This is a genomic window from Aeromonas sp. 602396 (genome assembly GCF_049173735.1).
Lineage (GTDB): Bacteria > Pseudomonadota > Gammaproteobacteria > Enterobacterales > Aeromonadaceae > Aeromonas > Aeromonas veronii_A.
The window spans coordinates 39,085-63,594 of sequence record NZ_JAAKSD010000019.1; the positions used below are offsets into that span (position 1 = coordinate 39,085).

A 24,510-nucleotide genomic window follows, 5' to 3' on the forward strand; every position below is an offset into this window, starting at 1 on the left:
CATCCAAGCGGGGATCCCGTCAGATAAATTCGTAGGCGTCACCGAAGATGCGCTCCGGCTCGGCGCCGAGGATCTTGAACTCCTCACGCGCGGCCCCCGCCATCTCGAAGCGACCGGCGACATAGATGTCGTAGTCGTGGAGGCTGACGAAGTCATCCATGATCGCCTTGTGCACCAGTCCGCTCTTGCCGGTCCAGTCAGCATCCGGCTCCTGCACCACCGGGATAAAGGTGAGCGGCGCATAGTCACGCTCCCACTGCTGCATCTGCTCCAGTTCGTAGAGCCAGTGAGCCTGACGTACCCCCCAGTAGAAGAACACCGGGCGCTTGCTGCCTGTGTCGATCAGATATTCCAGAATGGAGCGGGCGTAAGAGAAGCCGGTGCCGCCCGCCATCAGGATCAGCGGACGGGGAGACTCATCGCGCAGGAACGCCTTGCCAGCCGGCAATTCGACCTCGATCTCCCCCTGCTCGCGCATGCGGGCCAGCACCTGACCGGCATAGGCGTTCTCGGGAGTGGCACCAATTTGCAGCTCCAGCACGCCCGGGCGGGTCGGCGAGTTGGCGATGGAGAAGGGGCGCTTGTCCGAATCGCTCATCACCACCAGCAGATACTGGCCCGGCTTGAAGCTGATCGCTTGCTGCGGCGCCAGGGCCACATGCCAGATGGTGTCGACATATTCGCGCAGTTCCTCTACGCGGCATTTGATACGTTGCATTCTTGTCCTTGTGGCGGGCTCGCTCGGCCCGCTTCGCTCATTGTTTCACTATGGAGTGACGACCAGCAGCCCTGGCCCCGTCAGTCGAGAATACTCAAATCAGTGCGGATCGCATCACTTTTTGCAGCAAAGCTCTCATGTTTGCCTCATCCGAGGATATTGAGCTCATCCCAGATGGCATCGACCTTCTGCTTCACCGCCTCATCCTGCACTATGGGTTGACCCCACTCCCGATTGGTCTCGCCCGGCCACTTGTTGGTGGCATCCAGCCCCATTTTGGAACCGAGGCCAGAGACCGGCGAGGCGAAGTCCAGATAGTCGATCGGCGTATGCTCGATCAAGGTGGTGTCCCGTGCCGGGTCCATCCGGGTGGTGATGGCCCAGATCACATCCTTCCAGTCGCGAGCGTTGACGTCATCGTCACACACCACCACGAACTTGGTGTACATGAACTGGCGCAGGAATGACCAGACCCCCAGCATCACCCGCTTGGCGTGGCCCGGGTAACGCTTCTTGATGGTCACCACCGCCATCCGGTAGGAGCACCCCTCCGGCGGCAGATAGAAGTCCACAATCTCGGGGAACTGCTTCTGCAGCAGCGGCACGAACACCTCGTTCAGCGCCAGACCCAGCACCGCCGGTTCATCAGGCGGACGGCCGGTGTAGGTACTGTGATAGATGGCATCGCGCCGCTTGGTGATGTGAGTGATGGTGAAGACTGGGAACTCGTCCACCTCGTTGTAGTAACCGGTGTGATCGCCATAGGGCCCTTCCGGCGCCATCTCACCCGGCTCAAGATAGCCTTCCAGCACGATCTCGGCGCTGGCGGGCACCTCCAGATCGCAGCTGATGGCCTTGATCACCTCGGTACGGCTGCCGCGCAGCAGACCGGCAAAGGCATATTCGGAGAGAGTATCCGGCACAGGCGTCACCGCGCCGAGAATGGTCGCGGGATCGGCGCCAAGTGCCACCACCACCGGGAATCGCTCACCGGGATGGGCCTCCTGCCACTCACGAAAATCGATGGCACCGCCACGATGATCCAGCCAGCGCATGATCAGCTTGTTTTTGGCGATCTTCTGCTGGCGATAGATGCCGAGGTTCTGGCGCTTCTTGTAGGGGCCACGGGTGATGGTAAGGCCCCAGGTGACCAGCGGCGCCACATCGCCGGGCCAGCAGTGCTGGATGGGGATCTGGTCGAGATCGACCGCATCTCCCTCCTGCACCACCTGCTGGCAGGGCGCGGAAGAGAGGCGCTTGGTCGGCATGTTGAGCACCTGCTTGAAGATCGGCAGCTTCTCCATCAGCTCCTTGAATCCCTTGGGCGGCTCGGGCTCCTTGAGATAGGAGAGCCAGACCCCGACCTGACGCAGAGCGCCCACATCGGGCTGGCCCATGCCCATGGCAACCCGATCCGGGGTACCGAACAGGTTGGTCAGCACCGGCATGGTGTAGCCTTTGGGATTTTCGAACAGCAGAGCCGGGCCACCCGCACGCAGGGTGCGATCGCTGATCTCGGTCATCTCCAGATAGGGATCTATCTCGCGGGTGATGCGCTTGAGTTGTCCGTTTTGTTCCAGCTGCGCGATGAAATCACGCAAATCCTTGTATTTCATGCAAGTTCCCAACCGGGTTCAGGAGGTCACGCATTATAACCCTGGCTGCCCATCGGGTGTACCCGAATCGGGCAGCAGACTCGGTGCAATGGGTGGCATGTCACGCTGGCCAAGGCGTCTGGCCAGCGCAGAGAGCAGTTGGGGCTCGTCCACCTCCATCAACAGACCGGCCACCAGCGCCCCGTATTGGCGGTTGGAGAGCTCCGCCAGCAGGTATTTCTGGGCTTGAGGTGGCAAGGGGGAGAGTGCGCTCAGATGCCGCAAGGCGGCTCCCTTCAATCCCTCATTGCCACTGGCGGCAATCAGCAGATCGCTAGCAGCACTGCCGTGATGAAAGCGGCTGATGGTGGAGAGTGCGCGCAGCGCATCCTGATCTGCCGGCCGCCGCCACAGCATGCTATAGAGCGCCGGTTCGCCGGTGCGCTGCAACAGATGGAACAACAGATGATTGTCGGGCAGATAGATATTCTGGCTGGCCAGCGCTTGCGCCTCCCGCATCCAGATCGGTTGCGGCAAGGTGTCGAGGGCCAGCAACAGGGCTTGCTGCTGCATGGCGAGATCGGGGTTACTGCTGTAGTAGATGGACTTTAGCTGGAAGCTGCCCTGGGCAAGCTGCTGCCGATAGCGCTGCACCAGTGATTGCAGTTGCCACGCCCCCAGCAGCAGACGGGCCTGCGCGGCAAAATCATAGACAGGTTGCTGCACCAGAAAACCGTCGACCTGCTGCTCCATGAGCCACTCGGGGGCCTTGTCGGCCTGAGCCTCGACCCACTGTTGCAACGCAGGGGATCCAGGGGTGGTAGCGGGAATATCCCGCAGCAGTTGCAACAGCAGGAACTCCCGCCGCTCGCGACTCAGGGTCGCCAGCAGAGAGTCGATGGCTGCAAATTGCCCCTCCTGCAGACGGCCCGCCAGATAGCGTTGGTGAGTCTGCAACGTCTCGGCTGTCACCGCGACCGGAGCACTCTGCGCGCAGGCTGGCATTGCACTCAGCAACCCCAGCAATAACCAGAAAACAGGCTTCATGACGTCTCCATCCATGTGACATCGGGATCTCATACTACTAGGGCGACCGGAAAACAGATAAACAAAAACCGCGACCAGGGCCGCGGTTTCGTCATTTTCTGACCGGACTTACTTCTGCTGGCGCCGCATGGCGTCGAAGAACTCGTCGTTGGTCTTGGTCATCGCCAGCTTGTCGATGAGGAATTCGATACCGTCGATCTCGCCCATCGGGTGGACAATCTTGCGCAGGATCCACATCTTCTGCAGCTCGTCACCTGAGGTGAGCAGCTCTTCTTTACGGGTGCCTGAGCGGGTGATGTCGATAGCCGGGTAGACACGCTTCTCGGCAATCTTGCGCGAGAGGTGCAGTTCCATGTTGCCGGTACCCTTGAACTCTTCGTAGATAACCTCGTCCATTTTGGAACCGGTATCGATCAGCGCGGTGGCGATGATGGTCAGGCTGCCGCCCTCCTCAACATTACGCGCGGCGCCGAAGAAGCGCTTCGGACGGTGCAGGGCGTTGGCGTCCACACCACCGGTCAGTACCTTGCCGGATGACGGGATGACGGTGTTGTAGGCACGGGCCAGACGGGTGATGGAGTCCAGCAGAATCACCACATCTTTCTTGTGCTCGACCAGACGCTTGGCCTTCTCGATCACCATTTCGGCAACCTGAACGTGACGGGAAGCAGGTTCGTCAAAGGTGGATGCGATCACTTCACCTTTCACCATCCGCTGCATCTCGGTCACCTCTTCCGGACGCTCGTCGATCAGCAGAACGATCAGTTCACAGTCCGGGTGGTTGTAGGCGATGCTCTGGGCGATGTTCTGCAGCAGCATGGTCTTACCGGCCTTGGGCGGCGCCACGATCAGGCCACGCTGGCCTTTACCGATGGGGGAAGCCAGATCCAGTACACGGGCGGTGATATCTTCGGTAGAGCCATTACCCCGTTCCATACGCAGACGTTCGTTGGCATGCAGGGGGGTAAGGTTTTCAAACAGGATCTTGTTGCGGGAGTTTTCCGGACGGTCGTAGTTGACCTCATTGACCTTGAGCAGTGCGAAGTAGCGTTCGCCCTCTTTCGGTGGCCGGATCTTGCCGGAGATGGTATCGCCGGTACGCAGGTTGAAACGGCGGATCTGGCTCGGGGAGACGTAGATATCGTCAGGGCCTGCCAGATAGGAGCCGTCTGCACTGCGCAGGAAGCCGAAACCATCGGTCAGGATTTCCAGCACACCGTCGCCAAAGATATCTTCACCACCCTTGGCGTGCGCCTTGAGGATTGCAAAAATAATATCTTTCTTGTGCGCCCGAGCCAGATTTTCCAACCCCATGGATTCGCCAAGCTTGACCAGCTCGGACACAGGAGTGTTCTTTAATTCAGTCAGATTCATAGTGGTGAAAGTCTGTAAGCAAGGATTGAAATGAGGAGACAGTCTGCTGGATTGATGCTGATCGGATTTGATTGCCAGGCTGTGGTTAGCAAAGAGTCAGGCAAAAAGGTTAGCAAACGAGCGATAAACTAGCACCAATCGGGATGAGCGTCTAGGTGATAAAACACAAGGAGCGCATTATTGCAATGCGCTCCTCTTTAATTATTACAGGTTGCCGTCCAGGAACTCTTTCAGCTGAGTCTTGGACAGTGCACCGACCTTGGTCGCTGCCACTTCGCCATTCTTGAACAGCAAGAGGGTCGGGATACCACGAATGCCGTACTTCGGCGGAGTATCAGAGTTATGGTCGATGTTCAGTTTGGCTACGGTCACGCGACCTTCGTACTCTTGGGCAACTTCTTCCAGGATCGGGGCAATCATCTTGCACGGACCACACCACTCGGCCCAGAAGTCGACCAGAACGGCGCCATCGGCTTTGATTACATCTGCCTCGAAGCTGGCATCGCTCAGCTGAACAATCTTGTCACTCATCTCCAACTCCAGTCAGTAAATAAGGCTTTATTGACTCGTCAATAAAGGCAATAGTTGCCCTATTTGAAATGATCCTGTTTATTATTGCAAGCCTAACCTGATAACCTACCGCCATGAGCAAAACACACTTAACGACCGACAAATTCGCCCAAATGGGCCTCGAACCCGAAGTTCTGGCTGGTCTGGAATCAAAGGGATTTCACTATTGCACGCCCATCCAGGCACTGTCTCTGCCACTGCTGGTAGAAGGTCATGACCTCGCCGGTCAGGCCCAGACAGGAACCGGCAAGACCATTGCCTTCCTGGCCGCGACATTCAACTATTTGCTGACTCACCCGCTGACCAAGCCCCGTCTGGTTAATCAACCCAGAGCCATCATCATGGCACCCACCCGGGAACTGGCAGTACAGATCTATAACGATGCCGACAGCATTGCCGCCTCTACCGGCCTGAAACTCGGCCTCGCCTACGGCGGCGAAGGTTACGACAAGCAGCTGGCCGTGCTGGAGCAGGGCGTCGACATCCTGATCGGCACCACTGGCCGCATCATCGACTACTTCAAGTCCAAGGTGATCGATCTGAGCAACATTCAGGTCGTGGTACTGGACGAAGCGGATCGCATGTTCGATCTGGGCTTCATCAAGGACATCCGCTTCCTGTTCCGCCGCATGCCGCCCGCGACCGAGCGTCTGAGCATGCTGTTTTCCGCAACCCTCTCCCTGCGTGTGCAGGAGCTGGCCTACGAACACATGAACCATCCGGAACATGTGCAGGTAGAGCCGGAGCAGATGACCGGCGTGCGGATCAAGGAGGAGCTGTTCTACCCCTCCAATGAAGACAAGATGTTGCTGCTGCTCTCCCTGATGGAAGAGGAGTGGCCGGAAAAAGCGATCGTCTTCGCCAACACCAAGCATGTCTGTGAAGACGTTCACGCCTGGCTGGAAAACGACGGCCACCGCGTCGGTCTGCTGACCGGTGATGTGCCGCAGAAGAAGCGGATGAAGATCCTCGAGGATTTCACCAAGGGTGCGCTCGATATTCTGGTCGCCACCGACGTGGCCGCCCGTGGTCTGCACATCCCTGACGTGACCCACGTCTTCAACTATGACCTGCCCGACGACGCCGAAGACTATGTACACCGTATCGGTCGTACCGGCCGTGCCGGCAAGAGCGGTCACTCCATCAGCCTGGCCTGTGAAGACTATGCCTTCAACCTGCCGGCCATCGAGGAGTACATCCACCACGCCATTCCGGTCAGCAAATATGATCGCGAAGCGCTGCTGGATGACGTGACCCCGCCGAAACGGGTGTTCCGCAACCGTCAGCCGGTGAACCGCAACATGCGGGATCGCCAGGGCGGTGGCAACAGCAACAACCGTCGTCGTCCGCCGCGCAAAAGCTAAAGGATAGGCCCGTTGCACAACTCGCCTCTCTATGCCGCTATCGACCTCGGCTCCAACAGCTTTCATATGCTGGTGGTGCGCGAGGTCGCCGGTGCCCTGCGCACCGTCGCCAAGGTCAAGCGCAAGGTTCGCCTCGCAGCCGGGCTAGATCCGGAATTTCGTCTCAGCCGTGCCGCCATGGAGCGGGGCTGGGACTGTTTGCGTCTCTTCTCCGAACAGTTACAGGACATCCCGGCCGACAACATCCGGGTGGTAGGCACCGCAACCTTGCGGCTTGCCACCAACGTCGACGAATTCCTCAGCGAAGCGGAACGGGTACTCAACCACAGCATCGAAATCATCTCGGGCGAGGAAGAGGCCAAGACCATCTATGAAGGGGTCTCCTGGACCTCTGCCGGGGAAGGAAACCGGCTGGTGATCGACATCGGCGGTGCCAGTACCGAACTGGTGATTGGCGAGCACAGCGAAGCGAAACTGCTCAACAGCCTGCACATGGGCTGCGTCACCTGGCTCAACAATCACTTCGGTGATGGTGAGCTCTCCGAAGCCCGTTTCGAGCAGGCGATTGCTGCCGCCAAGGCGGTGCTGGAGAAGGTGGCGGATGATTACCGAGCCCTTGGCTGGCGCACCTGCGTTGGCGCCTCCGGCACGGTACAGGCGCTGCAAGAGATCATGCTGGCGCAAGGGAAGAGCGAGCGGGTCACCCTGCCGAAACTGCAGGAGCTGATGGGTCAGGCCATCGCCTGCGGCAAGCTCGACCGGCTGCAGCTGGAAGGGCTGGCGGCCGAGCGGCTGACAGTGTTCCCCTCCGGCCTCGCCATCCTGATTGCCATCTTCGAAACCCTCGATATCGAGAGCATGACCCTCGCGGGTGGCGCCCTGCGTGAAGGACTGATCTACGGTCTGCTTGGCAACAATCACGACTGTGATGCCCGGGATCGTACCGCCGACAGCCTGATCAGCCGCTATCAGCTGGATAAAGAGCACGCCGAGCGGGTGCGCGATACCGCCGTCGAGGCGTTCAACCTGCTGCAACCGGCCTGGCGACTCTCCAAACGCTACGGCCGCCCAATCTTGCGTTATGCTGCCCTGCTGCACGAGATCGGCCTCTGTATCGAGTACAAGAAGGCGCCGCAACACGCCGCCTACATCATCGACAACATCGACATGCCGGGCTTTACCCCTGCGCAAAAGAAGCTGTTGTCGGCCCTGCTGTTCAACCAGCGGGACGAATTCAAGCTGGAACCACTGGAGAAACAGGGTGCAGTCACCGGTCGTCAGGCGATCCGGCTGGCCCGTATCCTGCGCATCGCGCTGATCCTCTGCATGCGCCGCACCCAGGGCACAGTGCCCAGCTTCACCCTGCAGGCAGAAGAGGAGTCACTGACCCTGACCCTGCCCAAGGGCTGGATGGATGAACACTACCTGCGTGCCAGCGAGCTGCGCCTCGAGGTAGAGCGCCAGCAGAAAATGGGCTGGCCCACCCGCCTGCTGGAAGCCTGATTGGGCCACGCCCAATCAGTGCCCCGGCGTTCCGACAATCTCTTTCGCAGCCAACACTGGTGCTACTCAGGCCTGCACCTTGATGTTATTGGGCTGACGGGCAGATCCCGCCCTTGCGTCTGGGCCCAGCCTCCCCTTCATGACCAACGTTCGACTAGAGTTGGGGTGTCTTCATAACCAACCGGAATGGACGCCATGAAATCCTTGACTCTGATCGGACTGACCACCCTGCTCACCGCCTGCGGCGGTGGTGGCGACAGCAATAGCCAACCACAACCAGCCCAGCTCTCGCTGGCCTTCTCCGACGCCCCGGTGGATGCGGTCAGCAAGGTCTGCATCGCCGTCGCCAACATCAGCATCCACCCCGTCGCCGGCAACGAACAGATCTGGACCACCGCCAGTTTTCTCACCTCGGCCCAGGACGATGGCTGCACCCCGAGCGGCGAGACGATACCGCTCGACAGTGCAGACCGGCCGCAGTTCACCTACATCGACCTGCTGAGTTATCAAGGATCCGCCAGTCGCCCCCTGCTGTCCGGTCAGAGCGTGATGCCCGGTGACTACAGCCAGATGAGGTTGCGGATACTGGATGGACGGGAGGTCAGCAACCAATTTCTGAATGGCACCCCCTACTCCTACGTCAAACGGGATGATGGGGGGATCAAGCCGCTGGAAGTGCCAAGCAGCGAGCTCAAGCTGGATGCCTTCACCATCGCAGCAAACGGCCTCAGCGCCTTCACCACCGAGTTCGACCTGCGCCAGGCCATGGTGCTGCCCGGCCACGAGCAGTACTACAAGCTCAAGCCCAGAGGGGTGCGGCTGGTGAATAACACCCAGGTCACCATCGTCAGGGGCACGGTAGCAGCTGGCTTGTGTGGCGGCCTGCTGACCGACAAGGCTTTCGTCTACTTCTACCAACCCAGAAGTGACGACAACTACCCCGACATGGCGGACAGCGACAACGGCTTCTATGCCAGCGCGCCCGTGTTGCCGCAAAGCGGTGGCGGCTTTGGTTACGAGTTGGGATTTGTTAATCTCGGTAGCTACGATCTGGCGCTGGTCTGCAATGGCCACGAGGACGATCCGGCGCTGGCTGGCGACCCGCTGCAACTGGAACAGGTGCAGAAAGCCCAGGCGGTGGTGGCGCCCGCCACCATCATCAATTTCCAGTAACCGGCGACAAGAGGGCAACCCGCACATGAACACCTACCAACCCATCAGTTGCGATCTCTACGACTGGCTGGAGATCGCCGCCAGCTGGCAGTTGCCGGTCGCGCTGACCAGTCGGGACGGACGTCAGTGGGCGGATCGGATCCGCACCATAGAGGCCCGCGATGGAGTAGAGTATCTCCAGCTGCACAGCGGCGAGCAACTCAGTCTGGCGGATCTGGCGACCATGAGATTCAGCTGGCAGGGAGAGGAGAAGCTGATCCGCTTCGCTCCACCAGCCCAGTCAGACGGCCAATAGATGGCAAGAGGGCCAACCCCATCGGGTTGGCCCTCTTCTTTTACCCCTCGCGTGCGGCGTTATCCCGCCAGCGCCGCCATCACATAGACATCGAAGCGGTTGCTCTTGGTCTCGATAGCCATGCTGGGTTTGTGCTCATTGAGCCAGCCAGCATAGTCCGGTCGCTTCACCACTACCCGCTTTTGTGCCATCTTCAGCGCCGCCGGCAGCAGGGCATCGGCGTCAAGATCCGGCCCCACCAGCGACTGAAACACCCGCATCTCTTTTTTCACCAGCGCCGACTTCTGTTTGTGGGGGAACATGGGGTCGAGGTAGATGACGTCAGGCCGCTCGGTTAGCCCTAGCAAGGTCTCCACCGCCGGGCCGTGCAGCAACTGCATCCGCTCGCGCACCCAGGGGCCAATCTCCGGGTCTTCGGCGGCTCGAGCCAGACCATCCTGCAGCAGGGCGGCTACCACAGGGCTGCGTTCGATCAGGGTCACCTTGCAACCAAGAGAAGCCAGAACGAAGGCATCACGCCCCAGTCCGGCAGTGGCATCCACTACGGTCGGTGTGGCGCCGGCCTTGAGCCCCACTGCCTTGGCGATGGACTGGCCACGACCGCCGCCAAATTTGCGGCGATGGGCGACGGCCCCTTCGACGAAATCCACATAGACGGCCCCCAGCTTGGGCTCATCCAGCTTGCGCAACTCCAGCCGCTCCGGGGTAAACACCAGAGCAAACAGGGGAAGGTCGATTTGGCCAAGCTGGCTGGCCAGCGCGTCTGCCTGCGCGGCCTTGGCGGGGTCTTCGAGGAGGATTTGCATGGTCTCTGGATGCGTTCTAAGTTCAGTGAAGCGAGTGTACCACAACCCCCCTCATATCCCGGAGAATCCCATGCAGCTGCTGATAGCCCTGTTGCTTGCCGCCCAGAGCAGCACCAGTCTCAAGGTATGCGGTGTAGACTGGCCCCCCTTCTCCTACGCCGAACAGGGCAAACTGATGGAAGGGATATCGGTGGAGATCCATCAGGAAGCAACCAGACGCCTCGGAATGACCCTAACCCTGCTCGAACTGCCGTGGGGGCGCTGCGAACAGTATGTGAGTACCCAACTGGCTGATGGCATCCTCGACAATGCCCCCCTCCCCGACTGCTACCACTCTGATCTTGCTACCGCCTTCTATCCGCTGGCCGCCTATGTGCGCAGTGACAGTCCGCTACAGAACTTCTCGTGGGAGATGGCCAAGGGGCTGAAAGTAGGGATGGTCAGGGGCTATGACTATACCGACAAGATCAGGAACTTCACCGGATGGGACCCCATCAAGGCCCATTCAGACAAGCAGTTGCTGCTGTTGCTTGAGAAGAGCCGGGTTGACCTCATCATCCTCGACTACTTCTCGGCCCCCATCCTCTCCAGGGAGCAGGACGTCAAGATCCGCCCCCTCACCCCCTTTATCGACTCGACACCGCTCTACCTCTGTTTTGGCAAGCAGAAAGCAGACCTGTTGCCTGCCTACAACAAGGCGCTGCAACAGATGCTGGATGAAGGGGTACTGGATCGCATCTATCTGCGCTATCTCGGCGAGAATTACCGGACACTGCAAACGAAGCAGGCAGAGATGACATCGAAGGAGTAAACCCCCTAACTGATCTGCAGAAACATCCCCTTGTCATTGAGCTGCAGATATTCGGTGAGATCGTCATAGGCCAGCGGGCGGCTGAGCAGATAACCCTGGGTGAAGGCACATCCCTTCTGACAGAGGAAGTTGAGTTGCTCGCGGGTTTCTACCCCCTCAATCACCACCTGCATACCGAGGTTGTGCACTATGTTGATGATGCCGTCCAGCAGCATCCGATCCTGCTCGTTGAAGGGGATATGGCGCACAAAAGAGCGGTCGATCTTGACCAGATCCACCGGGAAAGAGCGCAGATAGTTGAGGGCCGAGTAGCCGGTACCGAAATCATCGATAGCCAGCTTGCAACCCGCCTCGCGCAGGGCATCGATCCGCACCCTGTGCTGATCACTGCTCTCCATCAGCAGAGATTCGGTGATTTCGATGACGATGTCGGCAGGATCGAGCCCGAAGTGCTGGATCACCTTGAGCCACTCGCTCGCCTCAGGGTCGATAGTCTGGAACTCCATGGTGGAGCGGTTAATCGACATCTGCAGATCAGGGAAGCCGGACTGCTGCAACCGAGCCAGATCCCGGCATGATTGCCACAACACCAGCGCACCCAGCCCCTGAATCAACCCCGCCTCTTCCGCCAGCGGGATAAACTCGGCTGGCGACACCTGTCCCCACTGGGGGTGATACCAGCGCACCAGCGCCTCAAGCTTGGCGACCCGACCGCTGCGGTTGTCCCAGATCGGCTGGTAGGCCATGGTTAACTGCTCCAGCTTGATCGCCTCCGCCAGATCCTGTTGCATCTGGTGGCGCTGACGCACCTCTTCCCGCATTGAGGAGCAGTAGGTACCGATCAACCGCCCCTGCCGCTTGGCGGCAAACAACGCTTGTTCGGCGTTTCGCAGCAGCTCGTCACTCTCGCTACCATCGACGGGGCAGAGGGTCATCCCCACGGTTGCCGTAACATAGAGATGCTGGTTGGCCAGCATAAAGGGACGGGTAAAGCTACCGATAACCTGCTTGGCAAACACCTCGGCCTGACGACGGGTGACGATGCCTGGCACCAGAAAGGCGAACTCGTCACCACCGATGCGGGCCACCAGGTCCTCGGTGCGCACCCGGCTCACCAGCCGGTCCGACACCTCCCGCAACAGGGCGTCACCGGCATGGTGATCCATGCTGTTGTTGACCGCCTTGAAGTTGTTGAGGTCGAGCACCATGAGCGCAAAGCGCTCGCCCCGCTCGCAGAAGCGGCTGAGACAGCGACTGAACAGCCAGCGGTTGGGCAGGCTGGTGAGGTTGTCATAGTTGGCCTGCGCGGCGATCTTCTGCTCGGCCAGTTTGGTTTGGGAGAGGTCGCTGAAGATGGCGATGTACTGGCTGATCCTGCCCCCTTCCCGCAGGGTGCTAATCATCAACTGCTGTGGATAGAGCTTGCCATTCTTGCGCTTGTTCCACACCTCACCACGCCATACCCCCACCCGCTCCAGCGCATGGTACATGTCGGCATAGAAGGTCTGATCGTGCAGCCCCGACTTGAGCAGGCTGGGGCGCTGGCCTCGCACCTCGTCACTGCTGTAGCCGGTGATCTGCTCGAAGGCCGGATTGACCGAGATGATGCGGCTATCGGCATCACAGACCAGGATCGCCTCGGAGAGATTGTCATAGACCCGGTGGGAGAGCTTGAGCTGCTCCGCATGGCGCTTGAGAGGATCGATATTCTCCAGCAGCACCATCAGGTAGTCCGGCTGCTGCTGCTTGTCACGGATCAGGGTGACGGTTACCCGCCCCCACAGGATCTGCCCCCCCTTGCAGAAGTAGCGCTTCTCCCGGGTGAAACTGCTGCGCTCGCCACGGCGGATCTCTTCGTAGCAAACGAGGCTGCCCTGCCAATCCTCGGGATGGTTGATGTCGGAGATGGATCGCTGCAGCAACTCGTCGAGGGGATAGCCAAGCATCTGCTCGATGGCCGGGTTGGCCCAGAGGATACGGCCAGCCAGATCCAGCTTACCGATCCCCACCGGAGCCTGGAACAGCATGCTCTGCAATGCATGGGACGGTTCAGGCAGAGGGGGGGGCAGCTGTCGTTGCAGCATCAGCGCCAGCTCACGACCCGCCAACGGAGCCAGCAACCGGAGTAACCCAATCACCTTGCTCATATTGGCCTGCGGCTGACGATAAAGCAGGGCGCAGATACCTATGGTCTCGCCATCTGCATTCCTGAGGACAATCCCGGCATAGGCCTGAGGTTGCCACTCCTGTGCAAGGGGAACGTTGGCAAAGAGCTGAAGCAGACGATCGCTGAACCAGGCTTCCCCCTCCTGCCAGGTAATGGCATCGGGAGAGTCAGTCAGTGGCAGCGTCAGGGCATCGGTGTCAAGGGAGGAGGGATAGGCGGTCTGAACCGTCAGGTGGGTAGCATTTGATTCCCTACTGGCGATCAGGACGACATCAGCCATCACAGCAGCGGCGATTTCACTCACAAAGGTATCGAAATATCCCTGGCCGCTCGAATGAGCCAGACTGGAGATGATTTGATAGACGGAATCGAGTGCTCGCCTCATGGCAAGTGGCTTTCTCTCCTTGAAGGTTAGAACACGACTCTACTGAAGAGCCGTGGGCAGTGCAAATATGCAATCAGCAAGATATTAAAAAGCCTTGAAAAAAGGGACCAAAAGGTCCCTTTTTGTCGCAGAAATCACGACTCGATCCCACTATGCCGCAAAACAGTGTACCTGCTTGAAGCTCACACAGGCGGCGGGTCAGGAATCTCAGGCAGCGATCCCGCTGTGTCGCAGCAGTGCATCCACCTTGGGCTCACGGCCACGGAAGGCTCGGAACAGCTCCATCGGCTCCTTCGAGCCCCCCTTCTCCAGAATATTCTTCAGGAAGGATTGGCCGGTGGCCGGGTTGAAGATCCCCTCCTCCTCGAAGCGGGAGAAGGCATCGGCAGAGAGCACCTCGGCCCACTTGTAGCTGTAGTAGCCCGCCGCATAGCCGCCCGCGAAGATGTGGGAGAAGCTGTGCTGGAAGCGGTTGAACGCCGGTGGCGTCATCACTGCTACCTGACTGCGTACCTCGTCCAGCAGCGCCGGGAGCTGTGCCGGATTGGCCGGGTCAAACTCCTGATGGAGACGGAAGTCGAACAGGGCGAACTCCAGCTGGCGCAACATCTGCATCGCCGCCTGGAAGTTGCGGGCGGTCAGCATCTTCTCCAGCAGATCGGCAGGCAACGGCTCGCCGGTCTCGTAGTGGCCGGAGATAAAGGCCAGCGCCTCGGACTCCCAGCACCAGTTCTCGAGGAACTGGCTCGGCAGCTCCACCGCATCCCAGGCCACGCCGTTGATACCGGCCACGCCGGCCACGTCGATGCGGGTCAGCATGTGGTGAATGCCGTGGCCAAACTCATGGAACAGGGTGACCACTTCGTTGTGGGTGAACAGCGCAGGCTTGCCATCCACCGGGCCGTTGAAGTTGCAGGTCAGGTAGGCCACCGGTTTTTGCAGCGAGCCATCCTGACGGTAGCGACGACCCAGACAGACATCCATCCAGGCCCCGCCCTGCTTGTGCTCGCGGGCGTAGAGGTCGAGATAGAAGCTGCCGCGCAGCTCGTCGTCGGCATCGAAGATGTCGTAGAAGCGCACGTCCGGGTGCCAGGTGTCGATGCCGAGGCGCTCGCGCACCTTCATGCCGAACACCCGCTTCACCACTTCGAACAGCCCCTTCACCACCTTGCTGGCGGGGAAGTAGGGGCGCAGCTGCTCGTCGGAGATGGAGAATTTGTGCTGCTTGAGCTTCTCGGCGTAGTAGGCGAGATCCCAGGCTGCCAGCTCGCTCTGACCATGCTGCTCGGCGGCGAAGGTGCGGATCTCCTCCAGCTCAGCCTTGCCTTGTGGCAGGGATTTGGCCGCCAGATCGGTGAGGAAGCTCACCACCTGTTCGGTCTTGTCCGCCATCTTGGTGGCCAAGGAGAGCTCGGCATAGTTGGCAAAGCCCAGCAACTGAGCCAGTTCGCGGCGCAGGGTGAGCAGCTCGCTCATGATGGCGGAGTTGTCCCACTTGCCCGCATTGGGGCCCTGATCGGAAGCGCGAGTGGTGAAGGCTTCGTACATCTCGGCGCGCAGCTCGCGGTTGTCGGCATACATCATCACCGGCAGGTAGGAAGGGATATCCAGCGTGAACAGCCACCCCTCTTTGCCTTTAAGTTCAGCCATCTGACGGGCAGCGGCACGCACGCTGTCGGGCAGACCGGCCAATTCGGCTTCATCGCCCACCAGCTTGTGCCAGCCCTGGGTCGCATCCAGCACGTTGTTGCTGAAACGGGAGGCCAACTCGGAGAGGCGGGCCTGAATTTCGCCGTAACGCTGCTGCGCCTCGGCAGGCAGACCGATGCCAGAGAGGCGGAAGTCACGCAGGGTATTCTGGATCTCCTTGCGCTGGGCGCCGCTCAGCAGCGGGAAATCATCGCTCTGGGAGAGGGCCAGATAGGCCTGATAGAGCCCTTCATGCTGACCAACATAGGTCTGGAATTCGGAGAGCAGCGGCAGGCAGGCGTCATGGGCCTCGCGCAGCGCTTCGCTATTGAGTACGGAGTTGAGGTGGCTGACCGGTGACCAGATCCGTGACAGGCGGTCATTTACCTCTTCCAGCGGGGCAATCAGGCTATCCCAGGTATGGGGATCACGCTGGGCCAGCACATCGCTGATCTTCTGCTTGCAGTCAGCAATCGCCTGAATCACGGCAGGCTGAACCTGCTCCGGCTTGATCTGGCTGAAAGGGGGCAGAGAATCCATTGTCAGCAAAGGGTTATTCATCCCGGTTACCTCTTGTTTGGTCTTGAACAGACCGCTTTAGCAGCTCTGTATGGCTTTCTAACATGTGGCCAAGCCACGCAATAATCAAGCGGGAATCCGCCACAACCCTGTACTTTTCCAGCCATTGCGACCCGGATCTCTGCCATTGCCGCTGTTTTGTCATCAACAGTCAGTAACAGGATGAATCTGTGAGCTTTTTTGGCTCTTACCGCTACTTTAAAGGGGCAACAAGTCGCCATTTACCGACGCCACCGCTGCTTCCCAGGCACTGTAATGGTCAATCAGGGGTACTGACTGAATGTGGGCGGCGTAACAAATTATCAATATATTTCAGTTAATTAGAATCAAAACCAACTATTGATTAATTTATTTTCAAGCATCTATCATAGGCAGCCTGCCATGCAGGTCACTTGATTCTCTGTGCTGCACAGAAATCGGGTGAAAAAGGCAAAGTGACCCGAAAGGGCGCGACGCAAAGCCACCGGTCTAAGGGAAAACACCTATGACAGCGGGGCTGCCCCCGGGGACGTCCGGTCACAACCGACGCCCTATTTGCACCGTACGGAGAGACAATGAACAAACTCAAATTATCCCTGCTTGGCTGCCTGCTCGGCATGGGCACCCCCATGGCATATGCCGCCAGTGCCGGTCAGGCGATGGTCAACCCCCAGTCCGGCGTAGTGGTCGGCTACTGGCACAACTGGTGTGACGGCTCGGGCTACAAGGGCGGTATCGCCCCCTGCGTCAAGCTCGATCAGGTCAACCCGCAATACAACGTGGTCGATGTCTCCTTCATGAAGGTCTATGGCAGCGATCCCATCCCCACCTTCAAACTCGACCCGGCCATCGGCATGAGCGAAAGCCAGTTTATCGAGCAGATCGCCGAGCTGAACCGTCAGGGCCGTGCCGTGCTGCTGGCGCTGGGCGGTGCCGATGCACACATCGAGCTGCGCAAGGGTCAGGATCAGGCCTTTGCCGACGAGATCATCCGTCTGGTGGAGACCTACGGCTTCGACGGGCTGGATATCGATCTGGAACAGGCCGCCATCACCGCCGCCGACAACCAGACCGTGATCCCGGCAGCCCTGCGTCTGGTCAAGGATCACTACCGCGCCCAGGGGAAAAACTTCCTCATCACCATGGCGCCGGAGTTCCCCTATCTGACCCAGACTGGCGCCTACATCCCCTATATCCGCAATCTGGAAGGGTACTACGACTGGATCAACCCCCAGTTCTACAACCAGGGTGGCGACGGTATCTACATCGATGGCATCGGCTGGATTGCCCAGAACAACGATGCCCTGAAAGAAGAGTTCATCTACTACATGGCGGATTCGCTGAGCAACGGTACCCGCGGCTTCTACAAGATCCCCCATGACAAGCTGGTGTTCGGCATTCCGACCAACATCGACGCCGCCGCCACCGGCTATGTGCAGGATCCGCAGAAGCTCTACAACGCCTTCAACCGCCTCAAGAGCGAGGGGCAACCGCTGCGCGGCGTGATGACCTGGTCCATCAACTGGGACATGGGCCGCAACGCCGCCGGTCAGTCCTACAACGAATCCTTCATCAAGAGCTACGGCCCATTCATACACGATCAGGAGATCACGCCCCCGGACGACAACGGCAAGCCGGTGTTCAGCGGCCTGAGCGATGCCCGCATCAAGCAGGGCACCGCCTTTGATCCGCTGGCCGGTGTCAGCGCCAACGACAAGGAAGATGGCGACCTGACTGGCCAGATCCAGGTGGAAGGCTCGGTAGACAGCCAGTGCATCGGCCTCTATCCCCTCACCTACAAGGTGAGCGACAGCGACAACCAGACAACCGAGCAGATTCGCACCGTCGAGGTCTACAGCATGAAGCCGGTGTTCAGCGGTGTCACCGACACCACGCTGGAGCTGGGTACCCCCTTCGATCCGATGAGCGGCGTCAGCGCCCACGATGAGGAAGATGGCGACCTGACCGCCCAAATCAAGGTCAGCGGCAGCGTCGACAGCAGCAAGGTCGGCCGCTACACCCTCACCTATCAGGTGAGCGACAGCGCCGGTCAGCAGGTAACCCAGCAGCGCAACGTGACCGTCAGGGAGCAGGGCGCCGTCTGTGAAAACAGCTGGGATGCCAAGAAGGTCTACGTGGGCGGCGACATCGTCAGCCACAACGGCAAGAACTGGCTGGCAGGCTGGTGGACCCAGAACGAAGAGCCGGGCACCACGGGTGACTGGGGCGTCTGGCGCGTACAGGGCGACAGCGACTGCGGCGGCACAACGCCACCCGCAGAAGGCAGCAGCGACTTCACCGTCAGCGCCATGGGCTCCGACTACACCATTGTCAACGGTCAGGTCAGCATCCGTTTCAACGTGACCACCGCCAACCCGGTACAGATCACCGCGACTCTGGAGCAGAGCGGCCACAGCCACGGTACCACCAGCAGCCAGGTGAACGGCACCAGCACCCTGGTGCTGCAGGGCAGCAATGTGACCGACGGTAGCTACGAAGTAGTCATCACCGGTCTGGCAGATGGCCAGAAGCCGGTGGTACAGCGCTTCCCGGTTGCGCTGACCGAAGAGAGCAACGGCGGTAGCGAAGGTGACTACCCGGCCTACGCTCCCAACACCGGCTATCAGGCCGGTGATCGGGTCAGCAATGCCGGTGGCAACTACGAGTGCAAACCCTGGCCCTACAGCGGCTGGTGTGGCGGCTCGACCAGCCACTATGCACCGGGTACCGGCTCTGCCTGGAGCGATGCCTGGATCAAGCTCTGACCTTGCCCCAACCACTAACGGGGGCCGACAGGCCCCCGCCCATATCCTGCCCATCGGCCACGCTGCCGATGGGCAGGATGCACTGACCCGGACGGGTTAGCCCTTCTCTTTTACATGCTTGCCAACCACCCAAAAACGTCCAACAACAACCAAGATAAGGAAATCACCATGCCAAGAACCACCAAGCTTGCCACCCTGCTCGGTTTGCTGCTGTCGGCCCATGTCGTGGCCGATGAGCGCGAACAAGCCTATTTCAAACAAACCTATCAGGAGCACTACGAGCAGATGACGGCGCGTCTCGCCGCGCTGCACCAGAGTGCGGCTGACGAGCAGAACGTGATCATCAAGGATGGCAAGCGCCACCTTGCCATCAACGGCCTGCTCTACCCGCTGACGGCGGATAACCACATCCTGTTTGATCTGCCCAAACCCCACTTTTTCGACGAAACAGCCATTCGTAACGTCTTTGATTTCTTCGATGAGGAGTGGGAGCTGACCTGGTACGACGGTGGGGTCGTAGCAGTCAACAAACGCTTTGGCAACTATGACTACGGCAACGGCTGTCTGCTGGAGTACTTCCCCCACGGCCAGATCCAGAATGGCGAACGCACCCGGGTGGTGATGGAGACCAGCTCCTGCAGCGTCAACTCGTTTGCCACCTCGCTGCAATATCTGGACAAAGGCGAGGAGCTGGCGGCCGACCAGCTGGGGCTGGACGCCAGCCTGATCACGGCGGTCGAGCGCTATCAGGATCGGCTCTATGTCAGCCAGAACGGCAATCCGGGCCATGTGGCCATTATCGATATCCCGAGCCGCCAGCAGATTGGCGAGATCCGCGGCACCGAAACCGGCAGTGCCACGGCCTACAACCAGGTCAGCGAACTGTTTGTCCGCAACAACCTGCTCTACGTGGTCTCGCGCTACTCGCACCGGGTCGATATCTTCGATCTGGCCGACAAGCATCGCCATGTCACCACCCTGGGAACCGGTCGGGATTCCGGCAGCAACAGCCTGCACCGCGCCCAGGCCGTCTTTGCCAATCAGGATTACGTGCTGGTGGCCGATGCGCTGAGCGAGATCAAGGTCTACCGCCAGCAGGATGTGACGCCGGAGAACAGCCTCAAGACCCCCATCGCCGGTCGGCTCGCCTTTGAAGGAAAATACAGCCACCGTCTGGTGCAACTCCATCAGGTGGGTGACTATCTCCTGGCCCATACAGCCGGCAAAAACTACTACATCTATGACTTGCGCAAACTGGCTGATGCCATCGCCAGCAACACCCCGCTGGCGCCTGAGCAGGTGATCGCCGACAGCAATCTGCAAAAAATCGACAGGGATGACGATCGGCTGGTGGTGAACTTCAAGGACCGCATCGAGTGGCATGATGCCGATACCCTGATCGCCAACGACTTTCAGTTCAAGAACCCGACCTTTACTGTTCGGGAGATCAACCAGCAGCCCGTGGCGGCGCTGAAAGATCTCCAGCTGGCGGGCTCGGCACTTGTCACCGCCAACGAACGCGGCCTGGGTTTCAACCAGCTGCTGAGCAAGGAGATCAGCTTCACGGCCGACGAGCAGTTGCCGGCTCGCCCGCTGATCTTCGATCAGCTGATGCCGGCCGCAGTCAGCTACATACTGCGCAATGACGAACCCTACGAGGTGCTGATCGATCGCGCCCAGCGTTCGGTCAACATCAATTCGCTGGTCAAGACCGAGCTGCTTGATAACGACACGGTGCGCATCACCAACTATGCCGCCAAAGAGCTGCATGACATCAATATCGAGTCACGCCTGAACGGTATCAACAAGTGGCTGATCCTGGGCCAGCTCGATCGCCTGCCCGCCTATGCCCAAATCACCCTGCCACTGAGCGCCTTTGGCGAGCAGGGACGCTTCAACAGCGCCAGCCGCGATGGCGTGTTTGATCTCAACAACCTGCTCGACAACAGCATCAATCTGCCTGCCCAGTTCGAGCACAGGTTCAGCTCCAACTCGGATCCGTTTGCCCAGAAGCTGGCACGCCTCAAGCCAAGCTGGAACGTGCGCTTCGCCACCAACACCAGCGGCTCCTGGCGCCCCATCAATGCCCTCTACGCTCGCGAATGGCTGATCATCGCCACCAACCTGGCCTACATGGTCTCGACCGAGGAGTTCAAGCACGTCTGGTACAACTTCAAGGCGGTGAACGGCTACGAGATGTTCGGCAATGGCGGCAACAGCTATGTGCCGAACGGGATCTTTACGGCAGCCGATTATGACTACTACTACCACAGCCTGATGAAGCGCCCCTACCTCAACCTGGGGATCACCGCCATGGGGGGCGGGCTGGGGAGTGGTGGCATCACCGGGGTCGATACCTTTAACTTTGTCAGCCACTACTACGGCAGCTGGGGCATCATTGCCCACGAATTTGGCCACGGCTTCGATGGGAAGTCCTACAGCCATGAGAGCGCGTTTGCCCGTGGCAGCCACGGCTGGCATCCGCTGATGACTGGTATGGCCAACTACCATATCCGCAAGGGCGACCTGCCCTATCTGGACGATGATCTCAACGGTTTCCACAAGCCGGAAAACGACATCTATCGCTACAACTCGGTCAGCCAGGGGGCTCGCAAGCACCGCGCTGACAGCCACATGTACTATACCGACCACTACTTCATGCAATTCTCCACCATGCCGCAAGGCTGGGTAGCCAACGGCAGCGACTTCAGTGCCGGGCAGCTGGCGGCCCTGAACAATCAGGAGCGACTGCTGATGGGCTGGATCCCCAAGGAGTCGGAGAAAGGCAATCTCTGCCGGTTCACCTTCCAGGATGGCGAGCAGTACTACGGCTACGTCGAACAGCAGGCTGATGGTCTGCTCTGTGATGCCGGATCCCTGATCCGTTATCGTCAGCCCGATGGCCAGTTTGTGCCGCTGGTCTCGGCCATCAACCAGTTTGACTGGCTGTCACTCCACCACAAGGGCAAGCTGGATCAGCCAGTACTGCACCAGAATGGTCGCCAGCTCTGCTACAAGAATGTGGCGGGCTTTTACGGTATCGGCTTCGTCAATGACAACAACCAGTGCACCCAGTTGCCCAACGTCTATCAGACCAATGGCAAGCACTGGCTGACCAGCTCCGGCTGGACCGGTCTGACCTACCTGAGCGGAGACTTCATCCTGCCCACTACCGGTAGCAGCAGTGACTTCACCGTCACCGACCTGGCGTCTGAATATTCCATCGTTAACGGCGCGCTCGACTTCAGCCTGACGCTGACCACCGCCAACCCGGTGACCGTCACCGCGACCCTGTTGCAGGATGGCAATCCGGTCGCTACCGGCAGCGCTCTGATCGATGGTCAGGGTTCCCTGCAGCTGACGCAGTCGGGCCTTGCGGCCGGCAGTTACGAGCTGTTGCTGGCGGGCATGGCGGAGGGGAGCAAGCAGGGCTTCGAGCGCCGCTTCACCCTGACGTTGGTGGAACAGGCTCCGGGTGGTGACAGTGACGGTGGTAACGGCAGCTACCCGGCCTATGTTGCGGGCACCGCTTATCAGAGTGGCGAACGGGTCAGCAATGCAGGTGACGACTACGAGTGCAAACCCTGGCCCTACAGCGGCTGGTGTGGCGGCTCGACCAGCCACTATGCGCCGGGTACCGGCAGCCACTGGAGCGATGCCTGGATCAAGCTGTAATCAGCTAGCCATAACAAAGAGGGGGAGCCATCGGCTCCCCCTCTCGTTTATCTCTTCAACCCGGCTTAACGGACATCTTCCTTCAACCACTGCGCCACGCGCTTGGCGAAGTAGGTGAGGATGCCATCGGCCCCGGCCCGCTTGAAGCAGAGCAGGGACTCCATGATGGTCTCCTTCTCTTTCAGCCAGCCGTTCTGGATCGCCGCCATGTGCATGGCGTACTCGCCGCTGACCTGATAGGCGAAAGTCGGCACGCCGAACTGATCCTTCACCTGACGAACCACGTCCAGATAGGGCATGCCCGGCTTGACCATCACGCTGTCGGCCCCTTCCTGAATATCCAGCGCCACTTCGTGCAGGGCTTCGTTGCTGTTGGCCGGATCCATCTGATAGGTGGCCTTGTTGCTCTTGCCGAGGTTGCCGGCAGAGCCAACCGCATCACGGAACGGGCCGTAGTAGCAGGAAGCGTACTTGGCGGAGTAGGCCATGATCTGGGTGTTGATGAAGCCGTTCTCTTCCAGTGCCGCGCGGATGGCACCGATGCGGCCATCCATCATGTCGGACGGCGCGACTATATCGACTCCGGCCTCGGCGTGGGAGAGCGCCTGCTTGATCAGGATCTCGGTGGTGATGTCGTTCAGCACATAGCCTTCGTCATCGATGATGCCGTCCTGCCCGTGGGTGGTGAACGGATCGAGCGCCACGTCGGTGATGACCCCGAGTTCCGGGAAGCGGGCCTTGAGGGCACGCACGGTGCGCTGGGCCAGCCCGTTCGGGTTGTAGGCCTCTTCCGCCATCAGGCTCTTGCTCTCCAGCGGAGTGACCGGGAACAGGGCGATGGCGGGTACGCCCAACTCCACCAGCTCGGCAGCCTCTTCCAGCAACAGATCGATGGAGAGACGCTCCACCCCCGGCATGGAGGGAACGGCTTCCCGACGGTTCTCCCCCTCCAGCACGAACACCGGATAGATGAGATCGTTGACGGTCAGTACGTTCTCGCGCACCAGACGACGGCTGAAATCATGTTTGCGCAGACGGCGCAGGCGGCGGCCCGGAAAGGCGCCCGGAAGAGTTGTAGCCATGAATCACTCCTGGAGAGGAAGTTGGAAGAACGCGGCGGAGGTGGCCCGGGTATGGGCCAGCAAGGCCTCGGGCGCTTCACCACGACAGGCCGCCACCACCTGGGCGATGTGCGGCAAAAAAGCGGGTTCGTTGCGTTTCGGGCGCGGTTTCAGATCTCGCGGCACCAGATAGGGGGCATCGGTCTCGATCATCAGCCGACCGGCCGGAATACGCGCTACCTGTTCGCGCAGCAGCTGACCACGCCGCTCATCGCAGAGCCAGCCGGTCACCCCGATATGCAGCCCCAATGCCAGACACTCGTCCAGCTCCTCATCGGAACCGGTGAAGCAGTGCAGCACGGCACCCGGCAGCTTCGGCAACCAGGGACGGAGGATCTCGATAAAACGGGCGTGGGCATCGCGGCAGTGGAGAAACACCGGCATCCCTAGTTCGGCGGCCAGCGCCAGCTGGGCGTCGAATACCACATTCTGCACCGGACGGGGGGAGAAGTCGCGGTTGTAGTCGAGACCGCACTCGCCAATAGCGACCACCTGCGGCAACGCCGCCAGCTCGCGCAGGGCGGGCAGGGTCGCTTCATCGACACTCTTGGCATCGTGAGGGTGTACCCCGGCGGTGGAGAAGCAGTAGCCCGGCCAGCGGGCGGCCAACCCGGCGCTCTCGCGGCTGCCAGCCAGATCGGTACCGGTGAGGATCAACGCCTCCACCCCGGCGGCACGGGCACGGGCCACCAGCTCAGGCTGTTCACCGGCGAACTGGCTGCTGGTCAGGTTTAAACCGATATCGATCATGGAATGAGACGTTCCGAACAAAAGGAATACATATCAGGTATTTGAAAACCATCTACCGAATGGGGTCTTACCATACGCCTCGAACGGGAGCATGAAAAGAGGAAGGGAGCCTCAGCTCCCCTCGTTCTGCTATTCCTGCGGACG

Annotated in this window: 17 protein-coding genes and 1 riboswitch; of the genes, 7 read left to right on the top strand and 10 right to left on the bottom strand. The window is 60.0% G+C overall.

All coding sequences use genetic code 11. From position 1 onward, the window contains the following. Nucleotides 1-19: 19 nt before the first annotated feature. From fre to trxA, 5 genes are all read right to left on the bottom strand, one after another. Nucleotides 20-718 (bottom strand): NAD(P)H-flavin reductase, encoded by a 699-nt coding sequence (gene fre / locus G5229_RS19055; RefSeq protein ID WP_058053186.1) that lies wholly within the window; start codon nucleotides 716-718, stop codon nucleotides 20-22. A gap of 146 nt (nucleotides 719-864) precedes the next feature. After that, nucleotides 865-2,334 carry a 4-hydroxy-3-polyprenylbenzoate decarboxylase gene (gene ubiD, locus G5229_RS19060; protein ID WP_005339421.1) on the bottom strand — a complete coding sequence of 490 codons (1,470 nt, stop codon included), beginning with the start codon at nucleotides 2,332-2,334 and terminating at the stop codon, nucleotides 865-867. Nucleotides 2,335-2,367: 33 nt separating this feature from the next. Beyond that, nucleotides 2,368-3,360 carry a hypothetical protein gene (locus G5229_RS19065; RefSeq protein WP_335844328.1) on the bottom strand — a complete coding sequence of 331 codons (993 nt, stop codon included), beginning with the start codon at nucleotides 3,358-3,360 and terminating at the stop codon, nucleotides 2,368-2,370. Between the two features lie 108 nt (nucleotides 3,361-3,468). Beyond that, entirely contained in the window at nucleotides 3,469-4,734 is a 1,266-nt protein-coding gene (gene rho / locus G5229_RS19070) for a transcription termination factor Rho (protein ID WP_005339417.1), read from the bottom strand. Between the two features lie 204 nt (nucleotides 4,735-4,938). Beyond that, a complete protein-coding gene (trxA, locus tag G5229_RS19075) occupies nucleotides 4,939-5,265 on the bottom strand; it encodes a thioredoxin TrxA (protein WP_005339416.1) in 327 nt (108 codons plus the stop codon). A gap of 113 nt (nucleotides 5,266-5,378) precedes the next feature. Between trxA and rhlB the strand changes: the two genes are divergently transcribed. The 4 genes from rhlB to G5229_RS19095 all read left to right on the top strand — a co-directional run bounded on the left by rhlB (nucleotide 5,379) and on the right by G5229_RS19095 (nucleotide 9,639). Then, nucleotides 5,379-6,668, top strand: coding sequence for an ATP-dependent RNA helicase RhlB (gene rhlB / locus G5229_RS19080; protein ID WP_005339414.1), 1,290 nt, complete (start codon nucleotides 5,379-5,381; stop codon nucleotides 6,666-6,668). Nucleotides 6,669-6,680: 12 nt separating this feature from the next. Further along, nucleotides 6,681-8,171, top strand: coding sequence for a guanosine-5'-triphosphate,3'-diphosphate diphosphatase (gppA, locus tag G5229_RS19085; RefSeq protein WP_421210052.1), 1,491 nt, complete (start codon nucleotides 6,681-6,683; stop codon nucleotides 8,169-8,171). Between the two features lie 195 nt (nucleotides 8,172-8,366). Next, nucleotides 8,367-9,344 carry a DUF4382 domain-containing protein gene (locus G5229_RS19090; protein WP_266135501.1) on the top strand — a complete coding sequence of 326 codons (978 nt, stop codon included), beginning with the start codon at nucleotides 8,367-8,369 and terminating at the stop codon, nucleotides 9,342-9,344. Between the two features lie 25 nt (nucleotides 9,345-9,369). Next, nucleotides 9,370-9,639 carry a Rho-binding antiterminator gene (locus tag G5229_RS19095; protein ID WP_266135500.1) on the top strand — a complete coding sequence of 90 codons (270 nt, stop codon included), beginning with the start codon at nucleotides 9,370-9,372 and terminating at the stop codon, nucleotides 9,637-9,639. A 59-nt stretch (nucleotides 9,640-9,698) separates the two neighbouring features. Here G5229_RS19095 and G5229_RS19100 read toward each other — a convergent pair whose 3' ends face one another. Then, nucleotides 9,699-10,445 carry a class I SAM-dependent methyltransferase gene (locus G5229_RS19100; protein WP_216952437.1) on the bottom strand — a complete coding sequence of 249 codons (747 nt, stop codon included), beginning with the start codon at nucleotides 10,443-10,445 and terminating at the stop codon, nucleotides 9,699-9,701. A gap of 70 nt (nucleotides 10,446-10,515) precedes the next feature. Here G5229_RS19100 and G5229_RS19105 point away from each other — a divergent pair, with 70 nt between their 5' ends. Beyond that, complete coding sequence (locus tag G5229_RS19105) at nucleotides 10,516-11,256, top strand: substrate-binding periplasmic protein (RefSeq protein WP_421210054.1); 741 nt, start codon at nucleotides 10,516-10,518, stop codon at nucleotides 11,254-11,256. 5 nt (nucleotides 11,257-11,261) lie between these two features. Here the strand turns inward: G5229_RS19105 and G5229_RS19110 are convergent, their stop codons facing one another. Both G5229_RS19110 and prlC read right to left on the bottom strand, forming a co-directional pair. After that, the gene (locus tag G5229_RS19110) at nucleotides 11,262-13,808 is read right to left on the bottom strand and encodes a putative bifunctional diguanylate cyclase/phosphodiesterase (protein WP_216952439.1); all 2,547 of its coding nucleotides are present in this window, start codon (nucleotides 13,806-13,808) and stop codon (nucleotides 11,262-11,264) included. A 207-nt stretch (nucleotides 13,809-14,015) separates the two neighbouring features. Then, nucleotides 14,016-16,058, bottom strand: a complete 2,043-nt coding sequence (gene prlC / locus G5229_RS19115) for an oligopeptidase A (protein ID WP_266135498.1) — start codon at nucleotides 16,056-16,058, stop codon at nucleotides 14,016-14,018. 436 nt (nucleotides 16,059-16,494) lie between these two features. Next, nucleotides 16,495-16,580, top strand: a riboswitch (cyclic di-GMP riboswitch). Between the two features lie 50 nt (nucleotides 16,581-16,630). On the opposite strand from prlC, the gene G5229_RS19120 reads away from it, so the two are divergent. Together G5229_RS19120 and G5229_RS19125 are read left to right on the top strand one after the other, a co-directional pair. Next, the gene (locus G5229_RS19120; protein WP_421210056.1) at nucleotides 16,631-18,820 is read left to right on the top strand and encodes an immunoglobulin-like domain-containing protein; all 2,190 of its coding nucleotides are present in this window, start codon (nucleotides 16,631-16,633) and stop codon (nucleotides 18,818-18,820) included. A 168-nt stretch (nucleotides 18,821-18,988) separates the two neighbouring features. Then, complete coding sequence (locus G5229_RS19125; protein ID WP_421210058.1) at nucleotides 18,989-22,495, top strand: hypothetical protein; 3,507 nt, start codon at nucleotides 18,989-18,991, stop codon at nucleotides 22,493-22,495. 65 nt (nucleotides 22,496-22,560) lie between these two features. On the opposite strand, the gene hemB is transcribed toward G5229_RS19125, so the two are convergent. Both hemB and G5229_RS19135 read right to left on the bottom strand, forming a co-directional pair. Continuing rightward, the gene (gene hemB, locus G5229_RS19130; RefSeq protein ID WP_421210060.1) at nucleotides 22,561-23,577 is read right to left on the bottom strand and encodes a porphobilinogen synthase; all 1,017 of its coding nucleotides are present in this window, start codon (nucleotides 23,575-23,577) and stop codon (nucleotides 22,561-22,563) included. A 3-nt stretch (nucleotides 23,578-23,580) separates the two neighbouring features. After that, nucleotides 23,581-24,366, bottom strand: coding sequence for a TatD family hydrolase (locus G5229_RS19135; RefSeq protein ID WP_421210062.1), 786 nt, complete (start codon nucleotides 24,364-24,366; stop codon nucleotides 23,581-23,583). Nucleotides 24,367-24,510 lie beyond the last annotated feature (144 nt).